The organism is Nostoc sp. CmiVER01 (genome assembly GCF_034531135.2).
Classification (GTDB): domain Bacteria; phylum Cyanobacteriota; class Cyanobacteriia; order Cyanobacteriales; family Nostocaceae; genus Nostoc.
Genome location: NZ_JAVRBU020000005.1, coordinates 257,310 through 281,951, shown reverse-complemented (window position 1 = coordinate 281,951; position 24,642 = coordinate 257,310). Strand labels below are relative to the sequence as shown.

Below are 24,642 nucleotides of genomic sequence, written 5' to 3'. Positions count from 1 at the left end.
ACATAGAAGCGATCGCACAATATTTAATTTTCACTGGCTAATTTCCGGCGCAATTCCCGAATAGCAGCACTAGTATTACGTTCGTAGGCAATTTTCAAAGACTCTGTAACTACCTCTGACACATTGATGTTAGGAAAATAGCGGCTACTAGTTTCAACAGTGTAGACATCGCCTTGCAATCTGTAAATCACAAGCTGGTTTTTCTTGAACAACCAAACTTCTGGTACTCCATAAGACAGATAGTCATTTACATCGGTGTAGCTGGTGATATCTATCTCTACCACTAAATCGGGGGATGGATCAACGCCCCAATTGATGCGATCTTTACCTGCGATTGCCTCCCAGTTTTCAATATAAAAACAGTAATCTGGTTCTATACCACTTTCCTGTGGCAGTTCCATTGTGATTGGGGTAAATGCTTCGTATTCTCGTCCTAGATGATCGAGCAAAACTTTGACTACATCTGCAATTACACTTACTTTTCGCCCATATTCTGGTAGCGGTGCCATCAAAAGAATTTCTCCATCTCGGTATTTAATGCGGGGAGAGGAGCGATCGCCTAGTTGTTCATTCAGTGCTTGATAGTCTTGCCAACTTCCAAGTAGGCGTATTACTGCGCCTGGGGACAAATGGATTGTATCGGGTGTGACAACAGCAAACATAGAACTTGAACCTCCATCTCCACTGTAATAGTTAAATATCAACTGCTACGGCTAAAAAATACAGCAGCAACAATAATAAAACCTAAAAGTGCTAAAGGAACCCAAAGATTAGGAATATCTGACAAACTCATATTTAATTACGAATTACGAATTACGAATTATATTAAGCCAATACCTCCTTTAGCAAATTCTTCAACAGTTTTCTGTGAGAATTCGTGAGTTGCGATCGCTTGTAACATTGCCAATGGTAAAGTCAAATGATCCGCCCCAGCTTGCAATGAAGCGGCTGCTTCTTCGGGAGATTTGATACTAGCTGCCAAGATTTTTGTATCACTGCTTTTGAGTACGCTAGCCATATCTCGCACCAAAGCAATACCATCACCTAACAACCGTGTAGCGCGATTTACATAAGCTATGGCAATTTTAGCTCCTGCTTCCCGTGCTACTGCTGCCTGTGCTGCACTGTAAATTGCTGTCACTGAACAGGTAATTTTTGGTGATAGACTTGCCACTACTTCAAAACCTAAGGATGTTGCGGGAATCTTCAAAATTGTTTGTGAACCAATAATCTCGAAAGCTTTTCTACCTTCAGCTAACATCCCAGCTTTATCAGATGCTACAAGTTGATAGTATAACGGGCCATTCGTCAAGGCGACCAATTTTTTGAGCGTGGTTTCTGGTGGGGTATCGCTTTGAGACAACAGCGTGGGATTTGTGGTAATGCCTTTCACCCATCCCCAAAGCTTAACAACTTCAGCTTCAGATGCGATCGCTGAGTCTAGATATAGTGCCATAATCTTTCCTGAATAGATGGTTAAAATTAATTCACCAGATGTGCAACTTAGACTTTCTTACGTAACAAAATATTCTGCACTATTTCCTAGCCCTTGGCATACCATTAATTCAGGACTGCCATTGGGAGGTAGTTCAGGAGCAAAATATTTTCCAAATCTATATCCCGAAGATGTTCATAATTATATTCGACGTAATAAGCTTTTCTTTGATGGCAAAGATTATCCCCAATCTTGGATAGAACGTTGAAAAGGCTGTTCTAGAACACCAATGTCACAGCGAAGCACGAGTCCGTAAACGTCGTCCAAAAGCTGCTTACCGCTTACCCCTTCATGATCAAACCCCGGCATGAATTACGCAAGCAATTCCAAACCGCTTAAATCACAAGTGTTTCGGCTTTTCTTATTGCTATTCAGTTCTCAGAATGATTGCACAGTGAGCGATCGCGCAGCGACTGTGCAGGAGTTTCGCCTTTCTCAACTGCTGTGTTAGTTTTCAGATAATCCTGCACCAACTTGCAACCATAAGTCAGTGCATTTATATGGAGAATTCGCTGCAAATTCCAAAGAATGAGCGTGTTGTCATCACCCCCTGAAGCTAGAAAACTCCCGTCGGGGCTGATAGCAATTTGCCTAATCGCTGCGGTATGTCCTTGTAGGGTCGTTATTTCTGTACCATCAAGCTTCCAAAGTTTGACAGTACCATCTACGCTACCAGAAGCAAGTATTTTTCCATTGGGACTAAACGCAACTCCCCAAATCGCAGCACTGTGACCAATGAAAGTTTTCAGCAACTTCCCATCCAGTGTCCACAGTTTAACGGTATTGTCACCACTTCCAGAAGCTACCATTTTACTGTCAGGGCTAAAAGCAACTCTCCATACTGCCGCCGAGTGTCCTACAAGAGTTCTGAACAACTTGCCATCAAGTGTCCATACCTTAACAGTACCGTCGCCACTGGCTGAAGCAATGAATCGACCGTCTGGACTAAATACAACTTGCCACACTTCGGCCTGATGTCCTTTGAGAATCTGTAATGCAGGCTGATCGTGCCGCCATATCTGAACAATCTTATCAACAATTGCGATCGCAACTGTTTGACCATCAGGACTTAATAGCGCTCCGATGATTTTGCTGTAAGGAACTTTGTAAGTAGCAACATTGGTGCCGTCTGGCTTCTTGAGTTTTATCGTATCATTGTTAATTTTAAGAGCAATTAATTTACCATCTCCACTGAATGAAACCTGAGAGATTGAGCCTCTAGATTCAGTCCAAGTTTTGAGCAATTTGCCTTGGCGACTCCAAAATTTCGCAGTATTTTCGTGGCTGGCTGTGGCTATGGTTGAACTGTCGGAGGTGATAGCAATTGACCAAATCCCAGACTGATGGGCAATGATAGACTTTTGGAATGGGTTCTCAGTCTGCCAGAGTCTGACAACGTTTTCTGCGCCTGCGGTTGCAATAAAGCTGCCGTCTTTGCTATAAGTTACTCCCCAAACGGATGCAGTGTGCCCTCTGAGTGTCCTCAGTGCTGTACCATCAATGTTCCAAAGTTTAATTGTTTTGTCGAGACTAGCGGAGGCAATAGTCTGACCATCGGGACTAAAGGCAATTTTCCAAATCCCGGCACTGTGTCCTTGAAGAGTTTGATATTGGTGGTAGCTTCCATCTGTGCTATTTCGCTGCCAAAGTTTGACAGTTTTATCTTCACTTGATGAAGCAATAGTCTTACCATCAGGGCTGAAAGCTACCGCTACAACCCAACTACTGTGACCTTGAAGAGTTTGTACTATCTTGGCATTTTGCCAACCTCTAGTGTTTCGTTTCCAGAGTTTTACTGTTTTGTCTAGATTTGTGGCAGCAAGAAGCTGACCATCGGGACTAAATGCTACTCCGCTAAATCCCTCTGTGTAAGCTTGAAAGGTGTTGAGCCTTGTACCGTCTCGCTTCCAAACTATCACCGTTTTGTCCCAACTCGTAGAGGCAAGGAACTGACCATCGGGACTAAAAGCTACTCCCCAAATCAAAGCCGTGTGACCTTTAAAAGTTTTTAGCAGTTCACCGTTAAGCTTCCACAGTTTAATAGTGCCATCTTCACCCGCCGAGGCGAGTGTTTGACCATCAGGGCTAAAATTGACTGTCCTAACTGCTCCCTTATGACCTTTGAGAGTTGCAACTAGTGTACCATCACGTCGCCAAAGCTTGATTGTTTGATCTACACTTGCTGAGGCTATTAGAGAACTGTCAGGACTGACATCCACAGCTAGAACAGCTGCTGTGTGACCAGAAAAACGGTTGTACTCATCTGCACCATAAACTGCTTGTTGCAGTGCATTCTCCACTTGAGGTGCAAGATTTATATTTAATTTACCTAATTTTTGCAGTCTTTTTTTTGCTCTGATTGCTTCTACAAGTGCATCCAATTTGCGATTTGAGGCAAACAATCCAACAGAAGAAGATATAAGTGCTTGAATTTCACTGTTTCTAGCTTGAGTTTCGCTTTTTTGAGTCTGGCGATACAAAATGAAAGTTCCTATTCCCAAACTACTAGAAACGAACAACCCAATACTTACTGCAACTAGTAAATATCTCTGTAATAAAGCCGTTCTTTTCTCTTGTGCTAGTCGTGCTTCTACCTCTAAAGCAATTTTTTTCTCTTGTTCGAGTCGTGCTTCTACCTCTTTGGCCCGTGCTGCCTCTAATGCCATTTGCACTTCACGCCTGTCGCATTCAATACTTGCGGCTAAAAATTGATAATCTAAATCGCTCAGACTCTTGCCTTGTGACCAATTTTGAGTATTTTTTAAGGCTTGTCCTCGCAACAGACGCGATTCATCTTTGTAACGCGATGCTACCCAAGCGTTAAATGTTTGCGAGTAGGGGCGGAGATTATCTAGTTGTCTTAACACCCATTGGGCATTAAAAACATTTCGATAGATAGGATTTTTAATTTTGAGATAGCCGTTGTGTTTTTCTATTAAACCGGACAACAACAGTTGTGTTTGTTCTCGACTATCATCACTTGGAACAGAATGAAGAGGGAAAGGGGAAAACTCTTCTCCCCCGCTCTCCAGTTCAATACCCTCTTCTGCTTGTAATACCTGTTGATAAATACCCAACAACCGCCCTGCCTGTTGTTCGTCAAATAGCAGGCGATCGCGAATAGTACGCAAATGTTCGGGTTCGTCTTGTGACTGCCAATTTTGAATAATCTGCGATCGCACTAATTGCTCAACCCATAATGCTTCTATACCTGGAGGTAGAGTAATCTTCCCTCTAGTAGTTTCAAAGGCTACTTGAGTAATTAAGTTACAGAGTTTTTGTGTCAAAAAGGGTTGTCCGCCTGTCCAATAAATAACCTCTTGCAGTATTGCTTGTGGTTGACTGACTACTTCTTCTAATCCTAGAAGCAAGGGCGTCGCTTCATCTAGTCCAAAACCCTGTAACTCAATTGCTTCACCAAGGTTAAAGGGCGTGCGGCGTTTATCAGCAATTAAGTCGGAGGGACTTGCTACACCAAATAGTGCAAATCCCAAGCGTTCAAAGTTTGAGTTATACGGCCGTAAATTATAGCACTGACGAATCCAAGCAAAAAAGTCGTTAATTGGGAAACTTAAACTCAATAGGCTATCAATCTCATCAATAAAGATAAAAATGCGTTTGGCTTTGCCGTCTCGCAGAGAATCACTTTTAATATTTGGTAGTAAGATATCTTCAACAAATAGCTGTAGTTTTTGCACCGAGGAAATTCCTGCTTGCATTTCCCACCAGCGCTGAAAATCAATTTTTGACGCTAATTTTAAGCTATATAATAAGCTGATAATAATGCCTTTGTACCATTGATCTGGTGTAGTATCTTCAATACCCAAGCGAGTCATATCTAAGTAAACACAGCTATGCCCTTCTTGCTTCAGACGATAACTTGTGCGTTGTAGTAACGATGACTTACCCATCTGACGGGAGTTGAAGACATAACAGAAATTTCCAGCTTTCAAACTGGCATAGAGTTGTTCATCTGCCTGACGTGTAACGTATGTGGGGTCGTCACTACGAAGGCTACCCCCTACTTGATATCTCATATCTAAGTGTAATTATCAAACAAAGACCTTAACATAATGACTAGTAATTTGTAGATAATTTATTAAAATGCTTTAACGGTGGGATGCTAAATTTAACTAGCAATAGCAAACTCACACTTCTTAAGCTTGCCGTAAAAATATTGATCCAAAATTGGGTAGGAAGACTATGAATTAGATTAAGTTGAAATTCCTGAATTTTTCCATCTCGATAAATCACCATCCCATTCACACCAACCAGCACCAGACACATAATCACACAAATTAAAATTAAAATTTTGCTGATGCTGCGGCGCAGGAAAGTGATGTTTGCAGTTCTTCCTTGAAGGAAAGAAACTTTAGTGACCTGCTTGAATATTATACCAATTAGCCAGTTCAACAGCGAGAAAATAATTATTAAAAATATGACTTCGCCCAGAATAATTAGTATATTATTCATTTTATAAATATCAGTTGGTTAATTTATTAAATTTGAGCAGGGAACTAGGACAAACGTGCTTAAAATTTGCCTTTATCTGTGTGCATGAATGTAGTCTACAAAGTGAAATCTTGGACGAAGCCAGAATCTCAGCCAAGTATAAGCTCCTAGACCTAGTAGTGCGATCGCAATTAAGGGTAAACTACCTCTTTGTTTTTTTTGATAATTTATTATTTAGCAGATGCAATTTATAAATGAAAGAATTATTGCCCAGGTTTATAATTACTATTTACCCATTAAATTCTTTTTATAATTGCTGATGTACTGCTACTGGTATTTAAGCATTTAGATATTCTCAACAAAGAAGTGAAAATGCAAGGAAAGTTAAGAAAGTTAAGAAAGTTAGCAAAAAATTATTTTAAACTGAAAATAGATTATAGCTAAATACTTGATATCAAACAGCTGTTAACTGCTCTTGTTGAAAACACAGAACTAAAATTTTCTCGAATTTGCTCCTGTACTACTGTGATGCTTAGGTTGGGCTGCGCCTACGCAGTACCTGATATTGAGTGAGTGCCTAATAATTGCTTTATCAAACAATTGTCGATAGCTGTTTTGCAAAATATGTCTGGTAGAGTCCGTAACGGGGTAAGACGCGATCGCCCTCAAAGCGAATTAATCCCAAACCTTCAAGCTTGTAAGTGTCAATAGGATTAAGAGAAATACCTTGCTTTGCTGCCAGAATTTCAGCATAAGTCTTTGCCAGTCTGGGATTTCCTTGCAGTTGGATCAACTGTCGCCATAAATGATCGCGGTAGATGCCACCATTGGCGATCGCTTCCTCTATTATTTCTTGCAGAGTCATTTCTTGAGACTTAAGATAGTATAAACTAACATGAATTAGTGCTGGATGTCCCCCTATTAGTGACATTAGTTGAGCAAAATCTTTAGCTTTAAATGAATCTAAACTATACCGCCTAGCTAAATCTTCTACTTGTGGTTGAGTAAAATCGTTCAGACGAATAGGTAGACCAATATTAAAAGGAGAAAGGTTAATATCCATAGAGATGTACCCTTCGGTTGAGTAAACCATTACTAACCTCAGTTTTTGCCAGTTGGGATTGTGTCGTGCTTCCTCACACCATGATCGCAACAAAGCAAAAAACTCGTGACAAATGTGAGGATATTCAAAAAAACGGTCAATTTCATTCAACACTAAAACCACTGGGCTTTGACATTGTTCGAGCAAATAGTTTTCTAAATAGAAGCCGCTACTCAAGTTGTAGCCAATTTGTTCATTCCACTTTTCCTTGAGGTTCGGGTCAATACCTAATTGAGTTGCAATTTTCCAGCAAAGACGACGCAACAGTTTATTTAAATCAGTTAGACACTCACTATCAAATTGGTAGCAATTCAGATTCACAGTCTGATATCCAAGTTTGTGTGCAAAGGCACAAAGCCGCAACACAAGAGAACTTTTACCCATCTGTTTGGGGGATCTAATCCGAATCACGCAGCCACTAGTAGTTACTTCTCGATAAACCTTTTTCTCTAGTAGAGGACGTTCAATATAAAAGTGAGAATTTAAAGGTACGGGGCCATCCGGGTATGACAAAAGATTTTCTATCTGTTCAGTTTGTGTGTGATGTTCTTCAACAAATGAGGTTAATTCAGAACGTTGAGATAAATTTTTTTTTATATTTGCAATAGGCAATAATTCAGATGTTTCAGTCTCATTTAGTCTGTTGACTATGGCGTAGTCTTCGCTGTGTAATTCTAAATTAAAAGCGCTAAAGCAGAGTTTTATAGTTTTTTGATCTACACTTTCACTTAAAGACCATAATTTACTCAAAGTTCTAGTAGAAACATTAATGCGTGAGCTTATTTCTTCTAAACTCAAGTGTTCGCCTTTATTTTCTACTATCTCCACAGAAAGAATTGCTGATTGTAACCGTTTAATTCCTGTGGATGTTAGTACAACTCCTCGTTGACGTTTAGTTTTACACATTGCTGTTTTAAGTACTTTGTTATCAATGAGTGTCACAACATTTCTTTTTACATACTGGAGCTATAATCCTACGTAGTAATTTTTGATACGCTTTTGTTTCATTTTTTCTTAAAATCCATAGGAACTCTAATCAACTAAGTTACATTATATAAGCTTGATAGTAAACGCCGACATCAATTATCTATTTCTCCTACTTTTCCTACTTTTCCTACTTTTCCACTCGGTGTTTTAATGGTTGTCTTGCAAAAACTCTCTGAAAAAATGAAGACCTTGTATTTGCATAAATTTTTACAAATGTGATTGAATAAATAATGTAATATTTTTAATTTATAACAGTTAAGACAGTTAAGCAAACATTTAAATAACCTTCATATAGCAGTTTAATAACTTTACACTGGTTTTATAATGTTTACTAAGCCCCGACTGTGCAATAGAGATAACCCACAATGGCTTTCAAAACCATGAGCAATTTTATGACTTTCCATAATTGATGCCAAAATTACGGTATTGAAGTTAGTTAGAACTTAATAAAAGAGCGGAATATTTTTAATAAGCTATAGGACGAGCGCGGGCAGTGGTGTATATCAAGCGCTACAGCACAAATATCAAGTAGTTGAAAGCATTTATATTCCAACAGATTAGTACTAACAATTTCTCGACCAAATAATCATAAGTAATCACAATCTATACTGTGTCTGCTGCTCAGAGAATTGCATGTCAAGAAATATCAAAAAATATAAGTATTTTAGCGATCGCTTTTTGGAGAAAAACTTTTTGGTTTACTGTTTAACCGCACATGATATGACAGATGTATTCTGATTACTAGCTCCTATCAAGAAAAGAAAAGATTTTCTAACTGTCTTGATACCCATTGAGGAGTGAAAACATTCCGATAGATCGGATTTTTAATTCTCAGATAGCCGTTATAATCTTCCACCAAACCAGATAGCAACAATTCTGTCTGTTCTTCACTATTATCGGTTGGTATCAAGTTATCTATCGGGTTCCTATTCCTTAGTTCCTCTACTTGTAACACCCGTTGATAAATATTTAATAGCTTTCCTGCTTTGTGTTCGTCAAAAAGTAAGCGATCTCTTATGGTACGGAGATGTTCAGGTTCATCTTGGAATTCCCAATGTTGAATAATACGCGATCGCACTAATTGTTCTACCCAGAATCCTTCAGCACCGTTCGGTATAGTAATCGTTCCTTTATAACTTTCCAAAGCAACTTGCACAACTAACTGACAAAGCTTTTGCGTGAGAAACGGCTGTCCTCTTGTCCAATGAATAATATACTGTAATATTGGCTGTGGCTGACTCACTACTTCTTTTAGACCTTCAAGTAGGGGCATAGCTTCATGTAATTGAAAGTCACGTAAGTTAATCGCTTGACCAATGTTAAAGGGAGTTCGATGTCGATCAACAATTAGGTTAGATGGACTAGCTACACCAAACAAAGCAAAACCCAAACGTTGAAAACTTGGGTTGTGTGCTTGCTGCTCATAACAGTAACAAATCCAGATAAAAAAATCGTTGACCGGAAAATTCAAACTTAGCAGGCTATTAATATTATCAATAAAGATGAAAATACGATTATTTTGAATTTCTCTCAGCAACACCTGTTCAACAAATTGATACAGTCGTTGTACAGGAGCAAGCTCTGATTGTTGCTCCCACCAACTTTCAAAGTTGACATGTTTTGTTAGATTTGACTTGTGAAACAGGCTGAAAATAATGCCTTTATACCATTGTATAGCTGTAATTTGATTAGTACCTAATAGAGCTAAATTCAGATAAACACATGTATGATTTTCTTTTTCTAAGCGATGAATAGTCCGGTGTAGTAGAGATGATTTGCCTGTTTGGTGGCACTTGAAGACATAACAAAAATATCCTGTTTTTAATCCAGTATAAAGTTGTTCATCTGCTTGACGGACAATATATGTAGAGTCATCATACTTCAGGCTACCACCGACTTGATATCTCATAATCAAGTCAATCATTATAAATGAGGATATTTCTACTTTTAGAAACGATCCTATTAACTATATATAATAATCTCATACTATTTAATTATAATTTACATTATTTTTACTGTTGTTTAAATTTCGCTTGTCTTATATTTACTTGCATTTTCTAACAGCGATCGCATTGTTTCAATAAAAATTATGTGTTTTTAGATAACTAGAGAGCGATCGCTCAAAAAATAGTGCCAAAGTTAATCACTATATTGCAGACTTATCTTCTCTTAGCTAAAAATAAAAATCAAGGAAAGTTAAGACATTTAACTAAATTATTGAGATTGGCAATAGATTTTTTCCCATACCCAGGATAACAGCAGTTTTTGGGGTTTGTCAGAATAAACAAGTGCAAGCCTATTCCCGAAATTATCAGACCAAAGCCAATTCTGCCGTTGAGCCAGACGCTTGGAGGGAATGCTCGAAGAACTAAGACGTTTTTGGGTTTGAGACTTAGGGGTAATATTTGAGCGTACCTTGTTGTTAAATACAAAACCAGTAGCAGTAGTTGGCTACAAATGCGACAATGAGCAAAGTTATATTACTGGTAGTGCTGATTATGGGTAGTGTACCAGTCGAAACCCGATTGTTGTCAATCAACAGGATTATAAGGATGAAAAAATTCAAGATTCAAGTATTTTTCAGCTTGACAGGTGCATTTTTGGCAGTAGGATATTCCAGTTTGCTAGCTACAGAAATTACCATACAGAGTAGGTCAAACCTCAGAAAGCATTTATTAACACAATCAGAAATCAACCCTAATGTCAATGAGTATCTGGATAAAAATAAACCGGAAAGTTATAACGCTTTGAAAAAGCAGTTAGATGCAGCGATTGAGGATGCAAAAAGACCGAGTGAAGAGAAAGTGGTAAAAAATCTTTGGTCATTGTCAAAAAGTAATAAGCAAATAAAATGGAGAGAAAATAACGGTAAAATTGAATATCTGATGGCGAATTGGAAATATGTCAAAAACCCAAGTGAGGATTGGAAAGTAGGTACAAAAAAAAGTATAGAAGCACGGACTTGGTTAACAGCCGTTCCTCAAGTTAAAGAATTTTGTCAAAATTGTAAGGGAATCGGCATAAATATTCCCGGTGATATCATGCTTTCTCTGAGGTTACAGCAGTATTTAGGTTTAATTTTAAATAGAAACTCAAATAAGACGCATTTTGTAGAAATGTGGGTGAAAGCCGAAGATTTAAGTAGACCATGTGTTGATCCAGAAATTAATGATTCTAGTTGTAACGTTTTACGTATACCGATTACTGTTAATTATCCGATTTTGCAAGAGATATACACAACTTCTTATGCAGTTGGTAGTCAAGAACATTATCCTTGGACAGGTTTAGGTTACACCTATGATTGGGGAAATCCAAAAAAACCTCGTGAGGGAGCTAGTGAGTTTCTGATCAACGGAACTAAAGAAAAACCGATAGAAGTAGAGGTTGTTTCTGTCACATCTACGAAAGAATATTGTAATAATCAATATTTATTGTCAGATATGAAATAATCTCACACAGAGGCGCAGAGAAAAGCGATAATTGCTTTGGCACTACAAATTCACTGCTTGCTCCGGCGTAGCCCCAAAAAGTGAGTAATCAAATCTACTTGCTCTAGATCAGAATTTAGAATATCCATTGTCAGATTAGGTGGTAAACCGCACATTTTGACTTGCTCAATGTCACTACTGAGAAATCCGAGTAGGAGTCGGGATAATAAATAGTTAGACATCAATAACAAAGTGTTCGACTATGAAAGTTCTTGAAACAGAGCGTTTAGTTCTTCGTCGGCTGACAGTTGAAGATAGCGAGTTCATTCTTGAGATATTGAATGACCCTTTATGGTTGCGTTTTATTGGTGATAAAGGTGTGAGAACCTTTGATGATGCTCGTGAATATATTTTGAAGAATCCAGTTGCTATGTATAAGCGTCTCGGCTTCGGGCTTTATTTGGTTGAGCTAAAGGGGAAGAGCGTTTCGATTGGAATTTGCGGTTTGATAAAAAGAGATTCTTTGGAGGATGTGGATATTGGGTTTGCCTTTCTTCCTAAGTTCCGGGGAAAAGGATACGCCTATGAATCTGCTTCTGCTGTCATGATGTATGGGAGAAAAACCTTCGGCTTAAGTCGTATTATAGCTATCACTACACCGGACAATTATAGTTCAGCAAAGCTGCTCAAAAAACTAGGACTAAGCTTTGAGCGAATGATTAAACTATCTGATGATAGTAAAAGTGTTAGTTTGTTCATTTCTGATGTCTAATAATTACGGTGCAGCAGATTGAAGAATTAATTACGGTAGCTGGAGTAGTAATTAAGCCTTTCAGCACCGTAAAAGCACAGACCTATCTAGGGCTTGCTGAAAAAGTCAGACGTGGAAATGCGCCAATCCTGATCCAAATGAATAGCCCAAAGCTTTAAAATATTCTAACCTTAACTACTCAAGCAGTTTTACTTAATAATTGCAGAATAAATTGGAGTGGAATTTCTACCCAATCAGAGCGATTATTTAGTTCATAGCCTAGTGCATCAATGGCTTGTTCTAGAAGATAAGCAAAAAGTAACACATCTAGTTCTTCTGTTGTGTTTGGAAGGAAAGATTCTTGATTAACAGTTTCTAAATAAGAGTTCAAAAAGCTAGTACTGACCCAGGTATACCAAAACTGTCCCCATTGTTCTATAAGGGGGAAATTTTCAGGCAGGATCATCCCAGATTTTTTTTGATAGCCTAGAGCTTCGTTAACTGCATAGTTGAAAGATAGCAACATTCCTGCGACATCTTGTAAAGGCGATCGCTTGATGCGTCGTTCGCTTAAACTGCGATCTGCTTTGCCTTCAAAATTAGTAATCAAGAAGTCTTTTCCTGTGTAAAATACTTGTTCCAGTTGGTAGTTTCCATGATAACGAGTCCGCAATGCGGTAATTTTTTGTCTGACAACTAACTGAAAGCGTTCTAAAATTTCCTGTTGGCTATTAAGAACTTCTAATGCTAATGGTTGAGTATTGTTCGGCAAGTACTCTATTCGTTCTTTTAACAACCGAAATATTTGTCCGGTTAAGTTACGTGCATTTTGATATATCGAACGTTGATATAGTGATGAAAAAGATTCTGGAGCAAAGTCTGAACTATCTATATTTGTAGCCAGCGCTATATGGAATTGGGCTGTGGATTTACCCAGCAATTCAACACTTTGTAGGTAAGAAGTGATAGTTGCAATTGCCAATTCTGGAATCTCAATTCTCTGTAAATCCAACAAAGAACCTGATGGCAGAGGCACTTCGGTAATAGTGGCGTGTTCTGTAGTCACTAAATCAAAGTATTTTTGCAAACTATCAAGGGTGTAGTCCCAACCACTGCGAATATCTGGAATAAACTCTTGTAATATGCCTATAGTTGTAGGTAGAGCAGTTTTATTGCCTGTTTTATTTGCACGGCGGTACTCTAAAGCACCAGCTAGGAAAACTGAGTTTTGCAAGCCTTTTTTCTGGTATAGGAAACGCCGCATTTCTAAATCTGGGTGCAAACCCTCCTCGACTTTACGGAAGAGTTTCAACAACAAGTGATCACCATATACTATATAAGTATTGGTTTGTTCTTCTTGATTCAGAATAGTCGGCTCATGATTGGTTAACTGTCGGCGCAATTCGGAGAATGAATCAGTAGTAGTGCCAAATAATTCTCCGGTTATCCCTTTATAAGAGTGATGATTACTGATCGCATCATCTAGCAGTGAGGTAAGAAAGTTCTTGTCTGCTAAAGCATCAAATAAAATTCCAACTTCTTGAGTATTGGATGGATTTGTGTCTGTTTTGCCTTGTACTCCAAGCCGTGCAATCACAGCTTGCGGCATTTCTGCCAAAAGATGGGTTGCTTGCTCACCTTCTGCATAAGCGAGAAATAACAGATAAGTTTCTTGGTTTCCCTGGGTATAATCTACCTGTAACCAAACAATTTGAGCTATCTGCTGGTTATAGGGTAAAGAAATCGCTTCAATGATTTGTACTGATTGTACAGTCCGAGTTTTGCCGCCAAACCAGCTACAGGTATAGAGGTAATCCCGCAGCGTTGATTCTAGAATGCTTTTTGACTCTCGTTGCGAAATCACATTTTGCCATGAACCATTTACCACCAGATAGCTCAAGTCTGCTTGGGGTTTAGGAGATTGCATCAAGCTAGGTTTACGTTGTAAGGTGAACCAGTAAAACCCGTAAGGACTTAAGCTAAGGAAATAGGGTGATTCTGTAATCGCTGGAAACTCAGTGGAACCAAAAATTTCTACTGGTAGTAGCCCATTGAAGCTTGATAAATCTAACGCCACCGTTTGCACATAACGAGATAAATTTGCTACTACCAAGATTTGTTCTTCAGAGGCAATCCGGCTGAAGGCAAAAACTTTGCGATTATTAGACTGTAGCAATTCAAAACGCCCTTCACCCAATGCCGCAAACCGTTTCCGAGTAGCGATTAAACGTTTCATCCAATACCAGAGAGAATTGGTATTAGTCCGTTGTGCCTCGACGTTGAGTGCTTCGTAGTGATATTCTGAGTCAACGATCACAGGTAGATACAAGCGTTGCGGGTTGGCGCGACTAAAACCGGCGTTGCGGTCAGAACTCCACTGCATAGGTGTGCGAACACCATTGCGATCGCCTAGATAAACGTTATCTCCCATGCCAATTTCATCACCGTAGTAAAGTACGGGGGTTCCTGGTAGAGATAACAGTAAACTATTGAGTAACTCTATTTGGCGGCGATCGTTGCCCAAAAGTGGCGCTAATCTGCGGCGGATGCCTAAATTTACCCGCATCATTGGGTCTTGTGCATAGGCCCCATACATAAAATCGCGGTCTTCATCTGTCACCATTTCTAGAGTCAGTTCGTCATGGTTGCGGAGGAACAATGCCCACTGACAGTTATCAGGAATCGATGGAGTTTGCTGGAGAATATCTACAATCGGGAAATTATCTTCCATCCGCACTGCCATAAACAAGCGCGGCATTAGGGGAAAATGAAAGTTCATGTGACACTCATCCCCTGCACCGTAATATTGAGCTGCATCTTCAGGCCATTGATTCGCCTCAGCTAGCAACATCCGGTTAGGAAATTTTGCGTCGATGTGCGATCGCAATTCCTTCAAAAACGCATGGGTTTCGGGTAAGTTTTCGCAGTTCGTTCCTTCCCGTTCGTAGAGATAAGGTACAGCATCCATACGAAGTCCATCTACACCCATCTCCAACCAAAAATCTAGAACATCAAATACTGCCTGCCGCACCAAGGGATTATCATAATTCAAATCAGGCTGATGCGAATAGAAACGATGCCAGCAATAAGCTTGGGCAATTGAATCCCAAGCCCAGTTAGATGTCTCAAAATCTTGGAAGATTATTCGCGCTTCTTGGTATTTCTCAGGAGTATCGCTCCAAACATAAAAATCTCGCTCCTGGCTGCCTTTTGGTGCGCGACGTGCTTTTTGAAACCAAGGATGTTGGTCAGAGGTATGGTTGATAATTAACTCAATAATTACACGAATACCGCGTTGATGAGCAGCGCTCAAAAACGCCTTAAAGTCTTCCAACGTGCCATAAATAGGATTGACACTAGTATAATCGGCAATATCGTAACCATCGTCCCTGAGTGGTGAAGGGAAAAAAGGTAACAACCAGATGGCAGTAATACCTAAATCTTGTAAGTAATCTAGTTTTTCTGTCAGTCCTTGAAAATCACCAATACCATCACCATTACTGTCGGCAAATGTGCGAACACCTAGTTCGTAGATTATTGCATTTTTGAACCATAATGGGTCATCTTTCAAGTTAAAATTTGACATTTTTTAAGAGATATGCAATTGCATATCTAAATAGAACTATATTTTTACTTGATACAATCGCTGAGATGATCAGCTTATTTAGCTTATACGAGTAATGTATACATTTTCTTACTTACAGTCATAAAACTACCATTAGTGGTAAAAATTATATCAAATCAATAATTGAGTTGTTCGCAACTCCGGGTATGCTGGCTGTTAGGGCTGAACTGAGCGCAGTTCACGCTCCAGAAAGCGGTGTTCACTGTCATTTGTTACCAGCACGAGCTCAAGCGCGTAGCTCTGTGCGGCTTCTTGATCGGCTTTGATGCGGCGCAGCAAAAATGACGCTCCTACGGACGCTTGTTCCGACGTTCGTTCCTCACTATCGCTAACGCTAACGCTGCGCTAACGCAATTAAAAAACTTAGATATAGCAAGGTTTTCAGGGTTTACATCTGCATCAAATTTTTCCGTTAAATGGTATCACGCTGGGAGTCGTGCAGCAACATGAGTGCAACTGGTCGACCTTGACCCGAACGTGAGCAACGCGATTTTGTGAGGTCGGGGAAAAAAAGTGCGATGCCTGCGGCAGTGGGGAGCGATCGCAGGAATATCGGACAACGCCTCTGTCAAACAACGCAGTTGCTGGTCAAATATGAAATATAAGGTGAGATTTAATAACTGAAGTCTTGAAATATGAAAAGATAGTCACATAAGGAAAGCGCTGAGTTAGCAGCGCAGTTAGGAAATCGGTAGGTTTATACAATAATGCTAGTATGCTGGCACTAACTGTATAGACTGATCAAAAAGCTAGGTTAATAGCGATAAAAAATATCCCTATTAACCTAGCTTTTCATCCTTGTATTTGCCTAGCTTGCCGCCGAAGGCATTGCTTTCCCCCTCCCATTCGCCTCTCCTTGATCTAATACCCGATGTGGTCAAGCCAGAGTCAATGCAACAAAATACGCGGTTAGCTATAGGGAAGGGGTAAAGGTATGGAATTTTCCCTTGCCCTTCAACATGCAAACATGCATCCCAATATTTTGGCATTTGTTACTTTTGCAAGATGTCTTTTGAATTAAGCAATCCCAACGCCGCCTGTTACACCATAAACTTCCCCGGTGATGTAGCTGCCTTCTTGGGAAGCAAGCAACACATACACAGGAGCAATTTCTACAGGTTGCCCAGGTCTTTTGAGCGGAACTTCAGAACCAAATTTCTCGATCTTGTCCTGGGTCTGACCACCACTCGGCTGTAGCGGTGTCCAGAATGGGCCGGGTGCGACCGCATTAACACGCACTCCCTTGTGGATCATCTGTTTGGCGAGAGATTTGCTGAAATTCTCAATGCCGGCTTTGGTCATCGCATAGTCAAGCAAACTCGCTGAAGGTTGATATGCCTGAATCGAAGTGGTGTTAATAATTGATGCTCCGGGCAAAAGATGTGGAACGGCTGCTTTGGTAATCCAAAATAGCGCGTAGAGGTTTGTCTTCATCACTTTATCAAAATGCTCAGTCGTGATATCGTTAATTGAAGGGTAAGATGTCTGTGCGCCAGCATTGTTCACGAGAATATCTAAACCGTTCAAAGATTGCACTGCATCTGTCACCAGCTTTTGGCAAAAATGCTCGTCGGTGATGTCACCCGGAAGCGCAACCGCTTTGCGCCCTGATTGTTCAATCAATTGGATCACCTCTATTGCATCAGCCTCTTCGCTCTTAAGATAGCCGATCGCCACATCAGCACCTTCTCGCGCAAATGCGATCGCAACAGCGCGCCCGATACCAGAATCGGCTCCCGTGACTAATGCCTTCCGACCTGCAAGCTTTCCACATCCAACGTAGCTCTGCTCACCGTGATCCGGTTGGGGCTGCATCTTTTGAGCAAGTCCTGGTATGGGCTGCGGTTGTTGGGGAAAGGGCGGAGCGGGATATTGCTGCCGGGGGTCTTGCATCTCTAATCGATCGTCTTTCATCACTTGGTTTTTTTGATAGTTTTTGCAATTCAAGACTCAAGTATTAAGTATTGAGGAGAACGATTCCTCACCCTTTTAGTAGAATAATGTTCCAGAGTATGCAAGACTTAAGTGCGGGCTAATTGATACGCTTGTAGCTGCTCCCGTCACAAACTCCCAGTTTCCTAAGTAGTTTAAGAAAATTTAGAGAAAATCTTGGCGACGATTCTGTATAGTCAAGATAGTAGGGGTGTAAGCAATACTACTCGGGTTTTGCATTTTGAACTCAGAATTTGGTTTGGGGAAAAGGTTACTGGAGTTGGGTTAAAGGCTTTTTCTTTTCCTTGGTTGTTGCAGGATTCAATTCATTATTTGGTATAAATCGCTATGCCAATTATCTAATCGTTACTCCGTCATGCCCAAGCTGGTGGTTTTAGCGCGGAAACTGTTGAGGCTTACAGAAATGCGCTTGGTGGTTCTGTATCTGCTTAAGTAACAAATCTGCGATAAATTTTAACGGGATTGCTGGCTGTAGCCTCAAGGCTACTCTCCATTGGTTTGGTTCCATACACCAGGCGCGATCGCTATGTTCAAAATCTGTTCAAAAGTGAGATAATTCAGGGATTACACCCTAGACTTACAGGTTTTAGCCACCCCCATACGAGCAATTCTTCTTGAAAGCTGACACGGAAGCACTTTCATTCCAGCGATGCTGTACCACTTCGTGGATCTTGCTACGCAAAGCGTCTCTAAGAGTTGGCTGGCTGCGCCTACGCATTTTACTTTGAGCATCTCTGTTTCATTTTTTGTACCCTCTCATTTACAATAATATGTTTTCTAGAAAACTCCAGTTTTCAAGATGGATGAGGTTTAGGTAAATTCTCATGCAGTTACAACCGAAACAAGTTAATACAAACAAGCAACGCCTTGAATGCGTGATTTGTCATTATCACATCGATCAAAATGATAAATCTGCATTTTTTACGTTCCCTTGTAATGTTAGAGCCTTTACAGGCGAAAAGTTCAAGGTTTGGAGATGTCCGCACTGCAAGACGATTCATTGTCTAGATGCAGTAGATCTTGACCATTACTATGCAAAATACTGAAATCCTCGAATTTTTAGGCACTAGTCAGGGATGGGAGCTTGTAGATTTCTACGAGCGCAGATATGGCGATACACGGAGGTTCGGTTTTAATGTTCGAGCTTGGAACGTTTACGTAAGTCTCTTTGATGGCTCATTGGACGTTCTTCTTGAGCTGCTCCAAATAGCGAAAGCATTGACCTCTTATAAATTTCTTTTTTACGCTATTTTCGGCTATTGGCTAAGTCTTCATTGTGGGATGGCTATCATGTTCCGCAAAGGCGTTTAATCAAGCGTAGGCGCCTACGGTCTTTTATAGTCCAAGCTAAAATACCTGGAAAAATACTTTAACTGAGCGATCGCGTCCAGAAAAACCACGTAAACTAAAGGTCAGGACAGAGGCATTTTTGATTGCTACCACTTGCAGCCAACCACCAAAAGGATACCAACGCTGGAGATTACAATTGGTTAGTTAGACTAGAAATGGTAGACAGCATAAGTGCCGATACAGTAGCATGTGGGTAGTTAAATTATTTGAACCTAGCGGTAGAGCTAACATACCTGAAAAGCCAAAATTCACAGCAACATTATGCTTAATTTCTACAGTGCCTAAATTCTGGTCTAGATAAAGAGTACTTAAAACCTTTGATTTTTAGGTACTCTATCTAGGGCTTTATTTTATATGCGGTTTACTAAATGCCAGCTAGAAAAAGTTGCCAGCTCTTTCCATACACCTAATCAGCGTTAAATCACTTTGAGCTACTATTGCTGTTGAAATTTTGTCAGTTCAGGAGCTTTGTTAATAATGCGCTGGTAGGTGTAGTAAGCTAATCAGCATTTAAGTTGCATAAAATCAGGGCTGAAGCCCTTACTATGAGCGAACCATTCTAGAAAAATGAATGACAATTAGCTTATCAATACTTGTCAGATTTTGAGGAAAAGGGAAAGAAAAAACCCTCAAACTTACTCTAGATGAATTCCTAATTCACATTTTGTACTTCTTCAATTGGCAGAGACCGAATTAATTCCCGGATTACATCGGTTGCTGGTCTGCCAGTCTTTGAGCAGTATTTTTCCAGCTTCTCTGCTTCACTTGATGTGAGATTGATTGTAAGTCGTTTAGCAGCCCATTTCTTATTCATAATATTAGACAAGTTAGATTTCGCAACTACTTCTCTAATATCAATCACTTAATCTGCTACTGCATGGGTATCAATAATGACTTTTAATTTAAGAGATGATGAAGCAAACTAATATGTTTTTCTAAAAAATAGTGAAAATGTAAAGTTTATTTTAGAGTATGAAGTTTCAGTCTTCTAAAAAGAATAATTATTAAAGCAATATCAAGAAAGTATAAAACACTTTGAGACAAAATAGGTACTCTGAACAAGTAAGTTTTTACCGTTTCTTAAAAAAGCATCGCATTGGCAGCATTTTGATATACATCAGCAACCATTGCCACAACATGAGGTTGCGCGATTAAACTAGAGAACTACATTTTGGCCCTGGCAGCATTACCTGTCGTCGAGAAGAGTGAAAGCGATCGTCTTAACACTACACCCAACACTTACCCCCTACACTCTGCCCTGACTAGGTTTCATTTTTTCAAGCGTGCCATTCGATACAGGCACTTTGGTAGCCCAAATTGTCATTATCTCCTGGGTTTTGAGATTACGCTCCTAGTTCTTAAGAGCGATTACGTCGCTCCAATTACCCAAATCCATAAAGAGTTAGCCATTATACGCGAATACCAAAAATTCAGTGCTTTCATAGATGAACTCTGCCATCTTGCACATACCCATCTTTTGATGTGCTTGAAGTGATGGTTTGTTGTCTGCTTTAATGAACAGTATCCCCTCACGCTCTGGTAAAAAATCTTTCAATTTAGTGAACATTTTCGCAGCAATACCTTGCCCACGTATCGTTTCATCAACACAGATGGGGCCATATAAGTAAGCATCTTTTGTACCAGCGTAGGCTTGTAACATTACCGTTATAATTGGTAAATTAGCAGTTGCTTTTGACCAACTGAGTAAGAATCCTACAACTTGTCCATCTTTGCGGGCTACAACGCTCGGCATTTTAGATATGGTCATCATCACTGCCTCTGGCTCAAGATGGCCTAACAACATACCACCATGTTCCGCGTCATTGGCTTGCGCCAACTTGAGAATTCCAGTAACATCGCTGAGGTTAGCACGGTCAATTACGATATCATTGCGACACATACTTGGTTCAAATAAGTGGGAGAAACACTCAAAATCAAAGAATTTTCTTTAATTTTATGAAAAACACACAGAGCAGAGTAAATCAGATATGTTGGGTGAATTAGCTTTTAACACTCATGTTTCCCTAGCCTTTACTGGGTCATTTGGTTCACCTAACACATCTATGATGCGTCCGTCTTTGAGATGAACTTTCAATCGGCACAGAGAATTGCAGAATTGACAAGTACTATCTACAATCTTATCTGGCTCTAGGGCAATTGCTTGTGTGGATGGGGTGCTGGTGAAGTGGAATAGACCTCTTGCAAAAATCCTTGAATCACCCCTGGAATTAAGGGGGGTCTATTCGACTTATGTAAGAGGTCTAATGAGTAGCGTTCGTCGTAGTTTGAGGGCTATGTTTGTAAAGGTTTGTAAAAATTTTAAGTTTTTGCGAAAAATTTGAGTTTGAGAATGAAATTTTATTAGGTAATTGACTGTTAACAATATTTCTAATATTGATGGCTTAATTCGTACTAATGGCACACCTAATGTGTTTTTTGTAAATCCCAATGGTATCGTTTTTGGTTCTAATGGCAGTTTAAATGCCAGTGGTTAATTTGTAGCAACCACTACCTTTAATAAACCACTTGTATAAAGCAAAGTACCCAACAAAACAATGATAACTGGCTTTACCCAACTCAAACCCCAGTTCGTAACTCATTTAGGATTGCTATCTCAAAAGTTTTATTTAATTTATTTGACTTGTGTGAATATTAATCAGCCGCTTCAGTACATTCTCAAACTATGCCTTTTGGCAACAATTGTTAACAGTCTAGCTGTCAATGTTGTTGCTGCTGAAGTACAAACTTTTGGACAAGCTGGTAGAAATGGTGTAAATGGTCGGTCTGGACGAGATGGGAACTCTGTATCAGATCAAATAATTCGCGCTAGCGAACAACTACAACCGATTGATCTTTCAGGTACAGATGGTGAAGCGGGAGAATCTGCTACCTCTGGTGAACAAGCTTCTGGATGCCAACAGCCGCAGGATGTAACAGTGAATGTATGCGGTGCTAAAGGCGGCAATGGTGGTAATGGTGGTAATGGCGGTCATGGCGGTCATGGCGGTAATGCTACTGTTTACTTTGAGTCATTATCTCAACTTAAGAATGTGGTGTTACGTAATCGGGGTGGGAGGGCGGGTGTTGGAGGAAAGGGCGGACAAGCAGGTAGTGGATGTAACTGTACTCAACCGCGCTGGACTGTAAACTATTGCACTTGGGCATTGATGGCGCAACAAATCAATGTAGCTAACGCCCAGTGGAGAGAAATTAACAGAGAATTATTTCGCTGTTCGGGTGATGCGTTCTATGACGAACAACAAAATCGACCCCAGCAGCTTCTAAATTTAGATCCAAACTACCGCTATGGCTGGAAATATATTGGTCTATCACAGCAGAGAGATTTTACTTGTGAGAATGGCCTTATTGGTCAACAGGGACGCAACGGTATAGATGGGGAACCTGGTAGTTACGGTCAAGTATTGTTGGTCAAGGGTACAGAAATTCCTCAAGAACAAATTAGTTATGGCAATCGCGTTAGCTTGTTAGTCGATCAAAGCATTGGGCTAATCAAGAAAAATTTATCGAAAAAAACGGGACTACGGAGTTTACTTGGTACTGGTTCGGATGTCCGAGATAGTTATCGTTTACTAGAAACCGTTCAAAGTTCTTTTAAAGTATCTTGGCAAACTGTTAAACGCCCAGAAGATTTAGGAGATCCTCCGCTCAAAGCTGAAATTACTGAATCGGGTAAATTGCAATTTTATATTCCAGGCACATTGGAATATAAACTCAATAATTTGCAAAACCCAACTGAAATTGTGATTACTGGAGGTATTCACCCTAAACGTTTAGGACGTTTTAAATTTAAAGGATTTGATCGCTTTCCCGATCCCCGCAATTTTACTCTTTTAGATGAAGGTAAGCTTCTAGGCGAGTTAAAAACAGTTAAATTGACAATTATTTTGTCTCAGAACAACTCCAAAGTGAGCCAGATGTCTTACCCACTTGTTCCATATCGACCCTATCCTCACTGGGCCGATGCTTATCAGATCAATTTGGGCGATCGCTTTGATTCTTGGCTTAAACCAGGGCAACCTGTTGAATATGAAATTAGCATTGAACAAACTACCCGTTCAGGAGTCACCTATACATCTGGAATGAAAATTGGCTTCGTTGTAGATAAAGCTTCTCATTCTCCCGATATTCAATACTACTCAGGAACGACACTAACTAATCTTTTAAGGCTTATAAATAAGTAGGCAGACAATACTTCTCGGTTAAGAACAAAAGCAAGGTAAAGTGATATCCCTCCAGGGCAAACGCATCTAAAGTATAAGAATCTTTTAATAGCAAGGGTTTTAGCGTTTTTTAATTTAGCCTATTTTTTCGTCAAGCTCCTTATCCAGCAGGGATTGCGGTACACAAGATCGCCAGCTACAAGGTCTGTGGGTGCGATACTTTGCGCGTCACAAAGTGCTAAGGGTGACTCTTGGATTGGTTCTGCGTAGGCGTAGCCCGTCGTAGACATCGCTCGCCAAACATTGATGATGGCAAATCGTTGTTTTAGTAATGTATCAATATCATCATTTATAAAGCAATAAGACAAAGGTCAGACGTGTTAATTAGTACAGTTAAATAATTGAGTGGCAGGTATCTATGTCAGTTAAATGATATATTACAGTTTATCGGTCGGTTTAGCGTAGTTTTTTTATTATACAGTCTTCCTGAAAATATGTATTGATTTGAATATTCCTGTAGTCACAGCAAACCAAGGCACAATATGGAGTTTAGCAAGGCGTGCTTCTATATGAATCTGCACTTCGTCCGAGAGGAAAACTGTTTGCTATTTAATCACAGAGCTTTTCATAGATTAAATCTTAGAAAGAGGAAATTTTATGTCAGACAAGTCTAATTTCCAAAACCCGCTTATAGATGAAATACTAGCTCATTATGAGCGGGATTTGGAAGCTGAACGCTTATCAAAGCGTACAAATCCGATTGAAATTTTAATACGCAGCGTTAAGCAAGATGAATTATCAGCACTGCTATACCTGTACAAACATCTGAATCCAATGGATGCTCCCTTACCTGACGCATCAGCTCTTGAGAAAATATGGAACGAAATATTGAGCGATAGTAAGATTAGTTGCTTTGTAGCAACCTGGGAGGGAAACTTAATTGCCTCTTGTATTTTGACGATCATCCCTAATCTGACGCGAGGCGCTCGTCCCTATGGACTAATTGAGAATGTAATTACTCATCCCGATTATCGTCGCCAAGGTGTAGGAAAGCGCCTGATATATCATGCTTTACAATCTGCATGGAGTCATAATTGTTACAAAGTAATGCTCCTAAGTGGAAGTCAAACCAAGGAAGTACTCCAGTTTTACGAAAAAACTGGGTTTAAGAAGGGTATCAAAACTGGTTTTGTGGCTACACCAATATCTGACTAAGGTGGTGTTAAGCCTTTTCGTAGCTAAATATAGATAGTGCTTGACTTATGTTTTCACAAGATGTAATTTATCAATATTAGATAAAACATCGGTAAATTAATCG

General features: G+C 39.8%; 20 protein-coding genes and 1 pseudogene. 7 read left to right on the top strand and 14 right to left on the bottom strand.

The window, feature by feature from the left end:
- Positions 1 to 23: 23 nt before the first annotated feature.
- Positions 24 to 662, bottom strand: coding sequence for a Uma2 family endonuclease (locus RMZ43_RS10140; protein WP_322649688.1), 639 nt, complete (start codon positions 660 to 662; stop codon positions 24 to 26).
- Positions 663 to 820: 158 nt separating this feature from the next.
- Complete coding sequence (locus RMZ43_RS10135; RefSeq protein ID WP_322649689.1) at positions 821 to 1,456, bottom strand: transaldolase family protein; 636 nt, start codon at positions 1,454 to 1,456, stop codon at positions 821 to 823.
- Positions 1,457 to 1,472: 16 nt separating this feature from the next.
- Here RMZ43_RS10135 and RMZ43_RS10130 point away from each other — a divergent pair, with 16 nt between their 5' ends.
- Positions 1,473 to 1,703, top strand: a complete 231-nt coding sequence (locus RMZ43_RS10130; protein WP_322653139.1) for a hypothetical protein — start codon at positions 1,473 to 1,475, stop codon at positions 1,701 to 1,703.
- Positions 1,704 to 1,866: 163 nt separating this feature from the next.
- Here RMZ43_RS10130 and RMZ43_RS10125 read toward each other — a convergent pair whose 3' ends face one another.
- The 4 genes from RMZ43_RS10125 to RMZ43_RS10110 form a co-directional block, all read right to left on the bottom strand.
- A complete protein-coding gene (locus RMZ43_RS10125) occupies positions 1,867 to 5,532 on the bottom strand; it encodes an AAA-like domain-containing protein (RefSeq protein ID WP_322653138.1) in 3,666 nt (1,221 codons plus the stop codon).
- A gap of 40 nt (positions 5,533 to 5,572) precedes the next feature.
- Positions 5,573 to 5,968, bottom strand: a complete 396-nt coding sequence (locus RMZ43_RS10120) for a hypothetical protein (protein ID WP_322653137.1) — start codon at positions 5,966 to 5,968, stop codon at positions 5,573 to 5,575.
- Between the two features lie 571 nt (positions 5,969 to 6,539).
- Positions 6,540 to 7,955, bottom strand: coding sequence for an AAA-like domain-containing protein (locus RMZ43_RS10115; RefSeq protein ID WP_322653161.1), 1,416 nt, complete (start codon positions 7,953 to 7,955; stop codon positions 6,540 to 6,542).
- Between the two features lie 832 nt (positions 7,956 to 8,787).
- Positions 8,788 to 9,945 (bottom strand): AAA-like domain-containing protein, encoded by a 1,158-nt coding sequence (locus RMZ43_RS10110; protein WP_322653136.1) that lies wholly within the window; start codon positions 9,943 to 9,945, stop codon positions 8,788 to 8,790.
- Positions 9,946 to 10,253: 308 nt separating this feature from the next.
- Between RMZ43_RS10110 and RMZ43_RS10105 the strand changes: the two are divergent.
- Both RMZ43_RS10105 and RMZ43_RS10100 read left to right on the top strand, forming a co-directional pair.
- A pseudogene (locus RMZ43_RS10105) lies at positions 10,254 to 10,539 on the top strand (IS982 family transposase); the annotation flags it as partial.
- 49 nt (positions 10,540 to 10,588) lie between these two features.
- A complete protein-coding gene (locus tag RMZ43_RS10100; RefSeq protein WP_322653135.1) occupies positions 10,589 to 11,485 on the top strand; it encodes a hypothetical protein in 897 nt (298 codons plus the stop codon).
- Between the two features lie 50 nt (positions 11,486 to 11,535).
- Here the strand turns inward: RMZ43_RS10100 and RMZ43_RS10095 are convergent, their stop codons facing one another.
- Complete coding sequence (locus RMZ43_RS10095; protein WP_322649696.1) at positions 11,536 to 11,706, bottom strand: hypothetical protein; 171 nt, start codon at positions 11,704 to 11,706, stop codon at positions 11,536 to 11,538.
- A 20-nt stretch (positions 11,707 to 11,726) separates the two neighbouring features.
- Between RMZ43_RS10095 and RMZ43_RS10090 the strand changes: the two genes are divergently transcribed.
- The gene (locus RMZ43_RS10090; RefSeq protein WP_322653134.1) at positions 11,727 to 12,236 is read left to right on the top strand and encodes a GNAT family N-acetyltransferase; all 510 of its coding nucleotides are present in this window, start codon (positions 11,727 to 11,729) and stop codon (positions 12,234 to 12,236) included.
- 178 nt (positions 12,237 to 12,414) lie between these two features.
- Here the strand turns inward: RMZ43_RS10090 and treS are convergent, their stop codons facing one another.
- From treS to RMZ43_RS10060, 6 genes are all read right to left on the bottom strand, one after another.
- The gene (treS, locus tag RMZ43_RS10085; protein ID WP_322653133.1) at positions 12,415 to 15,801 is read right to left on the bottom strand and encodes a maltose alpha-D-glucosyltransferase; all 3,387 of its coding nucleotides are present in this window, start codon (positions 15,799 to 15,801) and stop codon (positions 12,415 to 12,417) included.
- Between the two features lie 195 nt (positions 15,802 to 15,996).
- On the bottom strand, positions 15,997 to 16,119 hold the full coding sequence (locus RMZ43_RS10080; protein ID WP_322653132.1) for a hypothetical protein: 123 nt from the start codon (positions 16,117 to 16,119) through the stop codon (positions 15,997 to 15,999).
- A gap of 738 nt (positions 16,120 to 16,857) precedes the next feature.
- Positions 16,858 to 17,754 (bottom strand): SDR family oxidoreductase, encoded by an 897-nt coding sequence (locus RMZ43_RS10075; RefSeq protein ID WP_322653131.1) that lies wholly within the window; start codon positions 17,752 to 17,754, stop codon positions 16,858 to 16,860.
- A 2,041-nt stretch (positions 17,755 to 19,795) separates the two neighbouring features.
- Complete coding sequence (locus RMZ43_RS10070; protein ID WP_322651404.1) at positions 19,796 to 19,957, bottom strand: ribbon-helix-helix protein, CopG family; 162 nt, start codon at positions 19,955 to 19,957, stop codon at positions 19,796 to 19,798.
- 588 nt (positions 19,958 to 20,545) lie between these two features.
- A complete protein-coding gene (locus RMZ43_RS10065; protein WP_322651405.1) occupies positions 20,546 to 21,043 on the bottom strand; it encodes a GNAT family N-acetyltransferase in 498 nt (165 codons plus the stop codon).
- A 114-nt stretch (positions 21,044 to 21,157) separates the two neighbouring features.
- Positions 21,158 to 21,280 (bottom strand): hypothetical protein, encoded by a 123-nt coding sequence (locus RMZ43_RS10060; RefSeq protein WP_322653160.1) that lies wholly within the window; start codon positions 21,278 to 21,280, stop codon positions 21,158 to 21,160.
- Between the two features lie 232 nt (positions 21,281 to 21,512).
- Here RMZ43_RS10060 and RMZ43_RS10055 point away from each other — a divergent pair, with 232 nt between their 5' ends.
- Positions 21,513 to 21,638 carry a filamentous hemagglutinin N-terminal domain-containing protein gene (locus tag RMZ43_RS10055; protein ID WP_322653130.1) on the top strand — a complete coding sequence of 42 codons (126 nt, stop codon included), beginning with the start codon at positions 21,513 to 21,515 and terminating at the stop codon, positions 21,636 to 21,638.
- A gap of 60 nt (positions 21,639 to 21,698) precedes the next feature.
- Positions 21,699 to 23,345 (top strand): hypothetical protein, encoded by a 1,647-nt coding sequence (locus RMZ43_RS10050; RefSeq protein ID WP_322653129.1) that lies wholly within the window; start codon positions 21,699 to 21,701, stop codon positions 23,343 to 23,345.
- A 119-nt stretch (positions 23,346 to 23,464) separates the two neighbouring features.
- On the opposite strand, the gene RMZ43_RS10045 is transcribed toward RMZ43_RS10050, so the two are convergent.
- Positions 23,465 to 23,692 carry a hypothetical protein gene (locus RMZ43_RS10045; RefSeq protein ID WP_322653128.1) on the bottom strand — a complete coding sequence of 76 codons (228 nt, stop codon included), beginning with the start codon at positions 23,690 to 23,692 and terminating at the stop codon, positions 23,465 to 23,467.
- Between the two features lie 289 nt (positions 23,693 to 23,981).
- Between RMZ43_RS10045 and RMZ43_RS10040 the strand changes: the two genes are divergently transcribed.
- Positions 23,982 to 24,539 carry a GNAT family N-acetyltransferase gene (locus tag RMZ43_RS10040; protein ID WP_322653127.1) on the top strand — a complete coding sequence of 186 codons (558 nt, stop codon included), beginning with the start codon at positions 23,982 to 23,984 and terminating at the stop codon, positions 24,537 to 24,539.
- Positions 24,540 to 24,642 lie beyond the last annotated feature (103 nt).